The organism is Pseudomonas sp. SWI44 (genome assembly GCF_002947915.1).
Lineage (GTDB): Bacteria > Pseudomonadota > Gammaproteobacteria > Pseudomonadales > Pseudomonadaceae > Aquipseudomonas > Aquipseudomonas taiwanensis.
The window spans coordinates 4,357,482-4,371,439 of record NZ_CP026674.1; the positions used below are offsets into that span (position 1 = coordinate 4,357,482).

Genomic DNA, 13,958 nt, shown 5'->3' on the forward strand with positions numbered 1-13,958 from the left:
GCGTTTCCCAAGCGACTACTACCCGACACACATCCGGTTACAGGGGCGTGACGGGGTACATTCGCTTGCTTGCGAGGATTTACCGATGTCGACCGCTTCCAGCCTTGCCCAGGTCCTACCGACCAGCGCGCCGCAACCCCTGTATGAGTTCGCCGATTCCCCTTTGCTGCAGCGCCAGCAACAGCAGGAATCCAATGCCCGCAGCTATCCACGACGCCTGCCGCTGGCGCTCAAGCGCGCCCGTGGCATTCACGTCGAGGACATTGAAGGCCGCCAGTTCATCGACTGCCTGGCCGGAGCCGGCACCTTGGCCCTGGGTCACAATCACCCGGTGGTGATCGAAGCGATCCAGCGCGTGCTGGCTGACGAACTGCCGCTGCACACCCTGGACCTCACCACCCCGGTCAAGGACCGCTTCGTCCAGGACCTGTTCGGCGTGCTGCCAGAGGCGCTGCGCCGTGAAGCGAAAGTGCAGTTCTGCGGCCCGACCGGCACCGATGCGGTGGAAGCGGCCCTGAAACTGGTACGTACGGCCACCGGACGCAGTACGGTGCTGGCGTTTCACGGTGCCTACCATGGCATGAGCCAGGGTGCGCTGAGCCTGATGGGCAGCCACGGCCCGAAACAGCCCTTGGGCGCGCTGCTGGGGAATGGCGTGCAGTTCATGCCGTACCCCTACGATTACCGCTGCCCCTTCGGCCTGGGCGGCGAGGCAGGGGTGAAAGCCAACCTGCATTACCTGGAAAACCTGCTGCTCGACCCGGAAAGCGGTGTGCCGTTGCCTGCCGCAGTCATTCTGGAAGTGGTGCAAGGCGAGGGCGGGGTGATTCCGGCCGATATCGAATGGCTCAAGGGTGTACGCCGCATCACCGAGCAGGCCGGCGTGGCGCTGATCGTCGATGAAATCCAGAGTGGTTTCGCCCGTACCGGGCGAATGTTCGCCTTCGAACACGCCGGCATCGTTCCGGATGTGGTGACCCTGTCCAAAGCCATCGGCGGCAGCCTGCCGCTGGCGGTGGTGGTGTACCGCAACTGGCTGGACACCTGGAAGCCAGGCGCCCATGCCGGTACTTTCCGTGGCAACCAGATGGCCATGGCAGCGGGCTCGGCGGTGATCAACTACCTGAGCGAGCACCGTCTGGCCGAACATGCTGACGCCATGGGGCAGCGCCTGCGAGGCCATCTGCTGCGTCTGCAGCGGGACTGCCCGCAATTGGGCGATATTCGTGGCCGCGGTCTGATGCTGGGGGTAGAACTGGTCGACCCGCATGGCCGGGCCGATGCGCTGGGCCACCCGCCGGCCCACCGCGAACTGGCGCCGAAGGTGCAGCGCGAATGCCTCAAGCGTGGGCTGATTCTGGAGTTGGGTGGGCGTCATGGAGCGGTAGTGCGCTTCCTGCCGCCGCTGATCATCAGCGCCGAACAGATCGACGAGGTCGCCCAGCGATTCGCCGAGGCTTTGGCTGCGGCGCTCTGATAGTGCCTTGGGGCTGCATGGCAGCCCCTTCGCCGGTAAGCCGGCGACTACAGGCGCGATACAGGGTGTACGGCACCCGAAACCATCACTCGAACGAACGCCCCCGACGCCAGTAGCCCATCAGCGTCAGGCAGGCGCGATCCATGTGTCGGTCGTTGATCAGGTGCCGACGGACCTGCATCACCGTGGCGGACTCCCCGGCTACCCACGCATAGAAATCACCGTGTCGTGCCTGGGCCAGCTCCCAGGGCCGGCGTTGCTCGATGTCGATCGCTTCCAGATGACAGGCCGTGCCCAGTGTCTTTACCTGCGGGAGGTCGGCCAGGTGCTCGACGGCATGACGCAGGGCGGCCCCGGGCTCGCTGCCCAGTGCGTCGCGCGGCAGCCAGTGAAGATGGGTATCGCGGGGGCATTGGAGGTCCAGGCAGTCCGCTTGCAAAGGTACTTCTATGAATGCCTGCACCTTCGCTGGCTGCTGGGTTGCGGCCAGGTCTTCGAGGATGCACGCGATGGCCGGCAGGGCGGTCTCGTCGCCCGCCAGCAGCACGCGGCCGACGCCGGCAGGTGGGTTCCACTCGTAACCGCCGGGGTCCTTGGGGTAGGCCAGGTTGGGCGCCAGCATCTGCAAGCAGTCACCGCTGCGGGCGCGGGTCGCCCAGGCTGAGGCGGGGCCGTTGACGCCGTGCATGACGAAGTCGATGTCCACCTGCGCCTGGGCCCGGCGCAGGGCTCGAATGGTGTAGGTGCGCATCGGCGGGCGGGAGGCCTCCGGGAGCTGTTTGCGCGCCTCGTTCCAGTGACTGTCATGGGGCAGGGCCGGCAGGCTGCCGTCCGCCGCGGGGAAGAACAGCTTGACCCGCTGGTCGGGCCCGGCGCAGTTCATGCTGGCCACATCGGGCCCGGTGAACACCAGGCGGCACAGTGAAGGGCTCAGCTCGATCCTGTGCACCAGTTGCAGGTCGAACAGCCGGTAGGGGCTGGGTTTCTGCCCCAGCCCGCCAGCCAGTTTGCGCAGGCCGCGCTGCATGGCGCTGGCGAGGGAGGAGGGGGTGGCCATGGTCGGTCCTTTGGCATCGGGTTCACCGAGTGGACGAGTCGTGCGCCCGGCAATTTAACCGTTACGCGGCCCACCGAGAGGCCGGCGCTAATTTTTCCGGTCTGGGTTCGTTCTATAGGGACGACCTGTCATCGGGTCATTCGACCCACGCTCCGGATGCCAAGAAATGAATGCTGAAGACGCCCTGAAACTCGCTCGCCGGTTCATCGGTCTGCCCGTGGAAAAACGCCAGGTATTTCTGGCGGCGTTGCGCAAGGAAGGGGTGGACTTCTCCCAGTTCCCGATTCCCTGTGATGTGCCTGCCGAAGACCGCCAAGCCCTGTCCTTTGCCCAGCAGCGGATGTGGTTTCTCTGGCACCTGGACCCACACAGCGGCGCCTATAACTTGCCGGCTGCGGTACGCCTGAAGGGCGTGCTCAACCGTCAGGCCCTCGAGCAGGCCTTCGCCAGCCTGGTCGAGCGTCACGAAACCCTGCGTACGGTGTTCCGCCAGATGCCGGACGACAGCCTGTGCCAGGTCCCGTGCGAGCAGGCGTTGAGCATTGCCTGGCGCGACCTCGGCCAATGGTCGCCCGAGCAGCGCGAAGCCGAAGTCGCGGCCGAGGCCGAAGCCCAGGCGCTGCAGCCGTTCGACCTGGCCCAGGGCCCGCTGCTGCGGGTGCGCCTGTTGCGTCTTGACGAGCAGGAGCACGTGCTGCTGCTGACCCTGCACCATATCGTCTCCGATGGCTGGTCGATGAGCGTGCTGATCGATGAATTCTGCCGTTTCTACGACGCACACGACCAAGGCATCCAGCCGCAACTGGCGGCGCTGCAGGTCCAGTACAGTGACTACGCCCTGTGGCAACGTCGCTGGCTGGAGGCAGGCGAACAGCAACGCCAGTTGGATTACTGGAAGGCGCAGTTGGGCGACGAACACCCGGTGCTGGAACTGCCCACCGACCACCCGCGCCCAGTGCAGCCGACCTACCAGGGCCGTCGCCATGAACTGACCCTCGATGCGCAGTGGGTCGAGCAGGCGCGCGCGCTGGCGCGGCAGCAGGGGGTGACCCTGTTCATGCTGCTGTTGGGGGCTTTCAACATTGTCCTGCACCGCTACAGCGGCCAGGGCGACTTGCGCATCGGCGTACCCATTGCCAACCGCAATCGCAACGAAGTCGAGGGTCTGATCGGTTTCTTCGTCAACACCCAGGTGCTGCGCACCCGGCTGGATGGCATGACCACGGTGGCCGAGCTGCTGGCCCAAATCAAAGCCGCCTCGATGGGCGCCCAGGACCACCAGGACCTGCCGTTCGAATGCCTGGTCGATGCCCTCAAGCTCGAACGCAGCCTGAGCTACAACCCCCTGTTCCAGGTGATGTACAACCACCAGCCGGAAGTGGCCGACGTCACTCGCCTGAACGTCGGTCAGGGCCTGGAACTGAGCGTCATCGAATGGGAAAGCCGCACCACCCAGTTCGACCTGAGCCTGGACACCTACGAGCAGGGGGGGCGGCTCAATGCGGCCTTCACCTATGCCTGCGACCTGTTCCAGGCAGCCACCATCGAGCGCTTTGCACGGCACTGGCTGCGGGTGTTGCAGGCGATGGTCGGCAACCCGGGCCAACGTATCGGGGAGATCGCCCTGCTGGACGAGCAGGAACACCGCCAGGTGGTCGAAGGTTGGGGGCGCAACGAGGCCCGATACCCGAACGAGCTGACAGTGCATGAGCTGTTCCAGGCCCAGGCGGCGCGCGCGCCAGACGCGGTCGCTTTGATCTTCGAGGGCCGGCGACTGACCTACGGCGAGCTCAACGCCCAGGTCAATCGACTGGCCCGAACCCTGGTCGAGCGCGGTGTGGGTCGCGAGGTACTGGTGGGCATCGCCCTCGAGCGAGGCCTGGACATGGTGGTCGGCTTGCTGGCGGTACTCAAGGCTGGAGGCGGCTATGTGCCGCTCGACCCGCAATACCCGGCCGACCGCCTGCAATGCATGATCGAGGACAGCGGCAGCCGCCTGATACTGACCCAGGACAGCCTGTTGCAGCGCTTGCCGCTGCCACAGGGCGTGCAGACTCTGTGCCTGGACCACGACCAAGCCTGGGCTCACGACGACGACAGCGACCTGCCCAACCTGGCCCTGGCCGACAACCTCGCCTACGTCATGTTCACCTCTGGCTCCACCGGCCGGCCCAAGGGCGTCGGTATCAGCCACCGTGCCTTGGTGCGCCACGCCCACGTGTCGCTGGGTTTTTTCAACCTCAGCGCCGCTGACCGGGTGCTGCAGTTCGCGACCTTCAACTTCGACGGCTTCGTCGAGCAGCTTTACCCGGCCCTGATCTGCGGCGCCTCGGTCGTGATCCGCGGCAGCGAAATCTGGGACAGCGAAACCCTCTACCGCCAGCTGATCGAGCAGCGCATCAGCGTGATGGACCTGACCACAGCCTACTGGCACATGCTGGCCAAGGAGTTCGCCGCGGTCGGCCCGCGTGATTACGGCGTGCTGCGCCAGGTACATGGCGGCGGTGAGGCAATGCCGCCGGAAGGGTTGTTGGCCTGGCGTCAGGCCGGACTGGGCCATGTGCGTCTGCTCAATACCTATGGCCCGACCGAAGCGACGGTTACCGCCACCACCCTGGATTGCGACGACTATGTAAGCGGCCAGCGGCCGATTCCGCTGACCTTGCCGATCGGCACCGTGCTGCCCGGGCGCAACATCCTGGTGCTCGACGACAACGGTCTGCCGGCACCGGTGGGTGTAGTCGGCGAACTGGTGATCGGTGGCGAACTGCTGGCGCGGGGTTACTTCCAGCGCCCAGGCCTGAGCGCCGAGCGTTTCATTCCCGACCCCTACGGTGGGTGCGGTGCGCGCCTGTACCGCACCGGCGATTTGGCTCGGTTCAACGCCGAAGGGGTGATCGAGTACGCCGGCCGGATCGATCACCAAGTGAAGATCCGAGGTTTCCGCATCGAGCTGGGCGAGATCGAAGCCCGGCTGCTGGAGCGCGCAGAAGTCGCCGATGCCTTGGTGCTGGCGCTGCCGGGGGCCAACGGCCTGCAACTGGTCGGCTACGTGGTGCCGACCGACCGCGGGTTGGTCGATGCAGGCCCAGCCCCCCAAGCTGCGCTGCGTGAAACCATCCGCATTGGTTTGCAAGAGCAGCTGCCCGACTACATGGTGCCGACACAGGTGCTGTTGCTCGCCCAGTTGCCCCTTAGCCCCAATGGCAAGCTCGACCGCAAGGCCCTGCCACGCCCTGACACCCGCCAGCTGCAGCATGACCATGTTGCACCGCGCACCGCGCTGGAACAGCAAATTGCGGGCATCTGGCAGGATGTGCTCAAGCGTGAGCAGGTGGGCATCACCGACAACTTCTTCGAGCTGGGCGGCGATTCGATCATGTCGATCCAGGTGGTCAGCCGAGCGCGCCAGGGCGGGTTGCTGTTCACCCCAAAGGACCTGTTCCAGCACCAGACCGTGCAGGGGCTGGCCAGTGTCGCTCGTCGCGGTGAGGCGTGTGCGGTGGTCGACCAGGGGCCAGTTCACGGGCCGCTTGGCTTGTTGCCGATCCAGAGCGATTTCTTTGCCCAGGCGATTCCGGCGCGCCATCACTGGAACCAGGCGTTGCTGCTGCAGCCGAAACAGGCATTGCAGGCAGGGGCCTTGCGCCAGGCACTGGGCGCGATCGTCAACCATCACGATGCCCTGCGTTCGCGTTTCGTGGCGCAGGACGGGCGCTGGCAGGCGCAGATCGCCGAGCCGAGCGCGTGCGCTGATGACCTGTTGTGGTGCCGTGAAGGCCTCAGCGTCGAGCAGCTTGGTGAAGTGAACAGTCAGGCGCAGGCCAGTCTGAACCTTGCCCAGGGGCCAATGCTGCGTGCCGTGTTGGCGACCTTGAACGATGGCAGCCAGCGCCTGTTGCTGGCGATTCATCACCTGGTGGTGGACGGGGTGTCCTGGCGCATCCTGCTGGAGGACTTGCAGCAGGCCTATACCCAGCTGATCCAGGGCCGCTCGCCGCAACTGCCGGCCAAGACCAGTTCGCTCCAGACCTGGGCCGAGCGCCTGCACGCTCTCGCCCAGGCACCGGCCATGCAGGGAACACTGGGCTATTGGACCGACCTACTGAGTGATGTCCCGCTCGACCTGCCCTGCGATCGCCCACAGGGTAGCGTGCAAAGCCGTCATCGCCAGGTCGTGCGCAGCCGCCTCGACCGCGAGGGCACCCGCCAGTTGCTGCAACAGGCGCCTGCCGCCTACCGCACTCAGGTCAACGACCTGCTGCTGACTGCCCTGGCCCGTACCCTGCGTGGTTGGACTGGCCAGAGCGACGTGCTGATCCAGCTCGAAGGCCATGGTCGTGAAGACCTGTTCAACGATGTCGACCTGAGCCGCACCGTTGGCTGGTTCACCAGCCTGTTCCCGCTGCGTTTGACCGCCCACGAGGACCTGGGCACCTGCCTCAAGGGCATCAAGGAACAGCTGCGCGGCGTACCGGCCAAGGGGCTGGGCTTCGGCGTACTGCGCTACCTGGGGGCGCAGCCTGGGTGCGATGTGCTGGCAACCTTGCCGCAGCCGCGCGTGACCTTCAACTACCTGGGGCAGTTCGACGCCAGCTTCGACGCTGATGCGCTGTTGCTGCCGGCCCGTGAAAGCGCGGGTGCCGAATTGAGCGAAGACGCGCCGCTGGGCAACTGGCTGGAAGTGGAGGGCCAGGTCTACGACGGTGAGTTGGAAATGCGCTGGACTTTCAGCGGCGAGCAGTTCGACACGGCCACCATCGACCGCGTGGCCGCGGATTTCGATAGGCAGTTGCGTGCGGTGGTCGAGCATTGCTGTCAGCCCGAGGTCATGGGCCTCACGCCGTCCGACTTCCCGCTGGCGAACATCGACCAGGCCCAGCTGGATGCGCTACCCGTGCCCGCCAGCCAGATCGAGGACATCTACCCGCTTTCGCCGATGCAGCAGGGCATGCTGTTCCATAGCCTGCTGCAGCAGGGCAGTGGTGAGTACATCAACCAGTTGTGCGTGGATGTCGACGGCCTTGAGGTCGAGCGTTTTCGTGCTGCCTGGCAGGCGGCGATGGACAGCCATGACATCCTGCGCAGTGCCTTTGCCTGGCAAGGCGCTGGGCAGCAGTTGCAGATCATCCACCGCCAGCTGCCGCTGGATTTCAACCGCCTCGACTGGCGGGGTCGTGACGACCTGGCAGCCGCCCTGCAAGTGCTGGCCGAGCAGGACCGCGCCCGAGGTTTCGATCTGTCGTGTCCCGGCCTGCTGCGCCTGACCCTAGTGCGTACCGGCGAGCACAGTCATCACCTGATGTTCACCCACCACCACATCCTTATGGACGGCTGGAGCAGTTCGCAGTTGCTGGGCGAGGTGATGCAGCGTTACCACGGCCAGGCGTCTGAGCGCCCGGTTGGGCGTTACCGCGACTACATCCAGTGGCTGCAACAGCGCGATGCGCGGAGCAGCGAACGCTTCTGGAAAGAACGTCTGGCGGCATTCGAGGCACCGACGCTGTTGGCCAAGGCAGGCGACGAGCCGGCTAGCGGCAGCGGCCACGCACTGTTCCATCATGATTTCGACACGGTCGCGACGCAGCGCCTGAACGCCTTCGCCCGGCAGCAGAAAGTCACCCTCAACACCCTGGTTCAAGCGGCCTGGCTGTTGCTGTTGCAGCGGTACACCGGCCAGGACTGCGTGACCGTCGGCACGACCGTAGCCGGTCGCCCGGCCGACTTGCCTGGCGTGGAGCGCCAGTTGGGCCTGTTCATCAACACCCTGCCGCTGGCCGCCAGCCCGCGTGCGCAACAGACCGTGGCGCAATGGTTGCGCGGCCTGCAGGACCTCAGCCTGGCCATGCGCGAGCATGAGCACAGCGCGCTGTTCGAAGTGCAAGGTTGGGTCGGTCACAGCGGCGAGGCGCTGTTCGACAACATTCTGGTGTTCGAGAACTTCCCGGTCTCCGAGGCGCTGGAGCATGGGGCGCCGCAGGGCCTGCGCTTTGGCCCGGCCAGGCACAGCGACCTGACCAGCTATCCGCTGACCCTGGGGGTCACCTTGGGCGAGCGACTGGCGCTGCACTACAGCTTCGACCTGGCGCACTTCACTGCGCAGCGCATTCGCCGTATCAACGACCATATGGCCCAGTTGCTGGTCGCCCTGGCGCAGGATGCGCAGCGCACACTGGGCGAGCTGGACATGCTTGCGCCGCTCGAACAAGCGCAGGTGGTCGAACAGTGGAACGCCACCTTCGTCGATTACCCGTCGGATACCTGCGTCCACAACCTGATCGAAGCTCAGGCGCAGAACACCCCGGATGCGGTTGCGTTGGTGTTCGGCGACCGCCAGTTGAGCTACCGCGAGCTGGACCAGCAGGCCAACCAGTTGGCGCACCGACTGATCGAGCATGGCGTCGGCCCCGATGTGCTCGTCGGTATTTGCATGGGGCGCAGTGTCGAGATGGTGGTGAGCCTCCTGGCGGTGCTCAAGGCCGGCGCTGCCTATGTGCCGCTGGACCCTGAGTACCCGCGCGAGCGGCTGGCCTATATGTTCGAGGACAGCGGTATCGCATTGCTGCTGACTCAAACCGAGCTACTGCCACAACTGCCGCTGCCAGCAGGCTTGCCCACCTTGTGCCTCGACCAGCAGGGGCACCTGGGCTACCCGCTGATGGCGCCACAGGTGCAGCCGCAGCCAGAAAACCTGGCCTACGTGATCTACACCTCCGGCTCCACCGGCAAACCCAAGGGCGCCGGCAACCGTCACAAGGCCCTGAGCAACCGCCTGTGCTGGATGCAGCAGGCCTATGGCCTGGATGCCACGGATGCCGTGCTGCAGAAAACCCCGTTCAGTTTCGATGTGTCGGTGTGGGAGTTCTTCTGGCCACTGATGGTCGGCGCCCGCCTGGTCGTTGCCGCGCCGGGCGATCACCGCGAGCCGGCGCGCCTGGTGCGGTTGATCGAGCAGCAGGGCATCACCACGCTGCACTTCGTGCCGTCGATGCTGCAGGTGTTCCTGCAGGATGAAGGGGTGTCGCGCTGCACCAGCCTGTCGCGCATCGTGTGCAGTGGCGAGGCATTGCAGGTCGATGCCCAGCAGCAGGTGTTCGCCAAGCTGCCCAACGCTGCACTGTACAACCTGTATGGCCCGACCGAGGCCGCCATCGACGTGACCCACTGGACCTGCCGCGACGAAGGCCTGGACAGCGTGCCCATCGGCCAGCCGATCGCCAACCTCAGCGCCTACGTGCTGGCCGACGATCTGTCGCCGCTGCCAGCGGGGCTGGTGGGCGAGCTGTACCTGGGTGGCGAAGGCCTGGCGCGAGGCTACCACCGCCGTCCGGGGCTGACCGCCGAGCGCTTCGTCGCCAGCCCGTTCGGCACCGGCCAGCGCCTGTACCGCACCGGCGACCTGGCCCGCCAGCGCGCCGACGGGGTGATCGAGTACAGGGGGCGCATCGACCACCAGGTGAAGATTCGCGGTTTGCGGATCGAGCTGGGCGAGATCGAAGCACGCCTGCTGGAGCAGGACGAAGTCCGCGAAGCGGCGGTGCTGGCGGTCGGCAGCGGTGCCGACACGCAGCTGGCCGCCTATGTGGTGGCGCACCAGCCAGATTCGCCGCAGTTGGGCGAGCAGCTCAAGGCGCGTCTGCGCAGTCTGCTGCCTGACTACATGGTGCCCACGTACCTGGTGCTGCTGACCAGCCTGCCGCTGAGCCCCAACGGCAAGCTCGACCGCAAGGCCCTGCCTGCGGTCGACGCTGCACCGACGTGTGCACGGTTCCGTGCTCCGCAGACTGAACTCGAACGGCAACTGGCGTTGATCTGGCAGGAGGTGCTGGGCCATGAGCGGGTTGGCCTGGATGACGACTTCTTCGCCCTTGGTGGCCACTCGCTGCAGGCGGTGATGCTGCTGTCGCGCATTCGCAGTGCATTCGGCGTCGAGCTGCCGGTCAAGGAATTCTACGAACTGCGCCAGCTCGGGCAGCTGGCGACGCATCTGCAAGGTGATGCCGGGCAGGCGGCCGATGAGCTCGACCTGATCTTCGGCGCGCTCGATGAACTGGAGGAAAGCAATGCCTGAGCACAAGCAGGACCGTACAGAGGAACTGGTGGCGCGCCTGCGCAACCTCGATGGCGAGCGCCGTCGGCAGCTGTTTGCCAAGCTGGCCCAGGCCGGTGTCAACGTAGCCCGCCTGCCGATCGTGCCGGCTCTGGAGCAGGGGCCGCAGCCGCTGTCCTACGCCCAGCAGCGCCAGCACTTCCTGTGGCAGCTGGAGCCGACCAGCAGCGCTTACAACATCCCGGCAGTGCTGCGTTTGCACGGTGCCCTCGACAGGGCTGCGCTGCAGGCCGGCCTTGACGACCTGGTGCGTCATCAGGGCAGCTTGCGCACACGCTTCATCGAGCACCAGGGACAGGTTTGCCAAGTGATCGACGAGGCACTGCGCCTGACGCTGGTGGTCGATGAACTGGGCGCGAACGAAGACACCGAGTCAGCGATCAAGGCCTATGCCGAACATTGCACCGGCCAGCCATTCGACCTGATGCAGGGGCCGCTGGCCCGGATCAATCTGCTGCGCGTCGGGTCGGACGACCATGTGCTGGTGCTGGCCTTGCACCACAGCATCGCCGATGGCTGGTCGGTCAACGTGCTGGTCGAACAGTGGCTTGCCTGCTACGCCAGCCGCTTGCAGGGCCAGCCCGCGCCACTGGACGATGTGCCGATCCAGTATCCCGACTATGCCGCCTGGCAACGCCAATGGCTGGAGTCGGGGGAGGGGGATCGCCAGCTGGCTTATTGGAAGGGCCACCTGGGCGAGGCGCCTGAAGTGTTGACCCTGCCCAGCGACCGGCCACGTCCGACCCAGGCCAGCCATCAGGGCGCGGTGCTCGACCTGAACGTTGCGCCGGCATTGCTGGATGGGCTCAAAGCGTTGGCGCAGCGCCAGGATGTGAGTCTGTTCATGCTGTTGCTGGCGTCGTTCCAGCTACTGTTGCACCGCTACAGCGGGCAGGCTGAAATCCTTGTGGGCGTGCCGGTGGCCAACCGTAACCGAATGGAGACCGAGCGACTCATCGGCTTCTTCGTCAACACCCAGGTGATGAAGGCGCGCATCGACGGTCTGCAGCCTTTTACAGCCTTGCTGGCGCAGGTGCGCGAAGCGGCCCAGCAGGCCCAGGCTCATCAGGACCTGCCCTTCGAGCAACTGGTCCAGGCGCTGCAGCCGCAGCGCAGCATGAGCCACAGCCCGCTGTTCCAGGTGATGTTCAACCATCAACTGGAGGGCGCTGGCCAGCGCCTGGCAGTGCCGGGACTGAAAGTGCGGCAGGTGACTCGCGATGAGCGCTCGGCACAGTTCGACCTGAGCCTGGATACCGTCGAAAGCCCCACCGGGCTGGTGGCCAGCCTGACCTATGCCACCGACCTGTTCGACCGCTGCAGCGCCGAGCGCCTGCTAGGTCATTGGCACAACTTGCTGCAGGGCATCGTGGCCAACCCCTGCGAACGGGTGCAAGCCTTGCCATTGTGCGATGCCAGCGAGTTGCAGCAGTGGGTGCAGGGCATCAACGCCCCCGTCGTCGATTACCCGTCGGACACCTGCGTCCACAACTTGATCGAAGCTCAGGCGCAGAACACCCCGGATGCGGTTGCGTTGGTGTTCGGCGACCGCCAGTTGAGCTACCGCGAGCTGGACCAGCAGGCCAACCAGTTGGCGCACCGACTGATCGAGCATGGCGTCGGCCCCGATGTGCTCGTCGGTATTTGCATGGAGCGCAGTGTCGAGATGGTGGTGAGCCTGCTGGCGGTGCTCAAGGCCGGTGGCGCCTATGTGCCGCTGGACCCTGAATACCCGCGCGAGCGCCTGGCCTATATGGTCGAGGACAGCGGTATCGCATTGCTGCTGACTCAATCGCACCTGCGCGCTCAACTGCCGGTGCCGACCTCGATGCGTGTCCTGAATGTGGATGAGCAGGACTACCTTGCGTGCTCCACCGAGGCTACCGGCGTACAGCCGCAGCCAGAAAACCTGGCCTACGTGATCTACACCTCCGGCTCCACCGGCAAACCCAAGGGCGCCGGCAACCGTCACAAGGCCCTGAGCAACCGCCTGTGCTGGATGCAGCAGGCCTATGGCCTGGATGCCACGGATGCCGTGCTGCAGAAAACCCCGTTCAGTTTCGATGTGTCGGTGTGGGAGTTCTTCTGGCCACTGATGGTCGGCGCCCGCCTGGTCGTTGCCGCGCCGGGCGATCACCGCGAGCCGGCGCGCCTGGTGCGGTTGATCGAGCAGCAGGGCATCACCACGCTGCACTTCGTGCCGTCGATGCTGCAGGTGTTCCTGCAGGATGAAGGGGTGTCGCGCTGCACCAGCCTGTCGCGCATCGTGTGCAGTGGCGAGGCATTGCAGGTCGATGCCCAGCAGCAGGTGTTCGCCAAGCTGCCCAACGCTGCACTGTACAACCTGTATGGCCCGACCGAGGCCGCCATCGACGTGACCCACTGGACCTGCCGCGACGAAGGCCTGGACAGCGTGCCCATCGGCCAGCCGATCGCCAACCTCAGCGCCTACGTGCTGGCCGACGATCTGTCGCCGCTGCCAGCGGGGCTGGTGGGCGAGCTGTACCTGGGTGGCGAAGGCCTGGCGCGAGGCTACCACCGCCGTCCGGGGCTGACCGCCGAGCGCTTCGTCGCCAGCCCGTTCGGCACCGGCCAGCGCCTGTACCGCACCGGCGACCTGGCCCGCCAGCGCGCCGACGGGGTGATCGAGTACAGGGGGCGCATCGACCACCAGGTGAAGATTCGCGGTTTGCGGATCGAGCTGGGCGAGATCGAAGCACGCCTGCTGGAGCAGGACGAAGTCCGCGAAGCGGCGGTGCTGGCGGTCGGCAGCGGTGCCGACACGCAGCTGGCCGCCTATGTGGTGGCGCACCAGCCAGATTCGCCGCAGTTGGGCGAGCAGCTCAAGGCGCGTCTGCGCAGTCTGCTGCCTGACTACATGGTGCCCACGTACCTGGTGCTGCTGACCAGCCTGCCGCTGAGCCCCAACGGCAAGCTCGACCGCAAGGCCTTGCCGACACCCGACAGCAGCCTGCGCCAACAGGCCTATGTGGCGCCGCAGACCCCCTTGCAGGAACAGTTGGCGCAGGTCTGGCAGACCCTGCTCAAGCTCGAACGGATCGGCCTGCACGACAACTTCTTCGACCTCGGCGGCCATTCGCTGCTGGCGACCCAGATGTTGATGCAGATCCGCCAGCAGCTGGGGCTCGACGTGCCACTCAAGGTCCTGTTCCAGAGTGACAGCCTCGAGCAGTTCGCCGAGCAGGTGAAGCAGTTGCAAACAGACGTCCAGCCCGTCGAAGACGAGTTGGCTAAATCCTTGGAGGCCCTCAAACGTCTATCAGCACAAGAGCTTGAAAGTCTGATTTCCTAGT

At 65.7% G+C, this 13,958-nt stretch carries 4 protein-coding genes; 3 read left to right on the forward strand and 1 reads right to left on the reverse strand.

Annotation, left to right across the window (positions count from 1 at the left end; translation table 11 throughout):
- The first annotated feature begins 85 nt into the window (after positions 1–85).
- Entirely contained in the window at positions 86–1,477 is a 1,392-nt protein-coding gene (locus C4Q26_RS20490) for an aspartate aminotransferase family protein (protein ID WP_023381389.1), read from the forward strand.
- A gap of 85 nt (positions 1,478–1,562) precedes the next feature.
- On the opposite strand, the gene C4Q26_RS20495 is transcribed toward C4Q26_RS20490, so the two are convergent.
- The gene (locus tag C4Q26_RS20495) at positions 1,563–2,534 is read right to left on the reverse strand and encodes a siderophore-interacting protein (RefSeq protein ID WP_023381388.1); all 972 of its coding nucleotides are present in this window, start codon (positions 2,532–2,534) and stop codon (positions 1,563–1,565) included.
- Between the two features lie 166 nt (positions 2,535–2,700).
- On the opposite strand from C4Q26_RS20495, the gene C4Q26_RS20500 reads away from it, so the two are divergent.
- Complete coding sequence (locus C4Q26_RS20500) at positions 2,701–10,605, forward strand: non-ribosomal peptide synthetase (protein ID WP_104883446.1); 7,905 nt, start codon at positions 2,701–2,703, stop codon at positions 10,603–10,605.
- Entirely contained in the window at positions 10,598–13,957 is a 3,360-nt protein-coding gene (locus tag C4Q26_RS20505; RefSeq protein ID WP_371919551.1) for an amino acid adenylation domain-containing protein, read from the forward strand. Before C4Q26_RS20500 ends, C4Q26_RS20505 begins: the two co-directional genes overlap by 8 nt.
- Position 13,958: the final 1 nt, after the last annotated feature.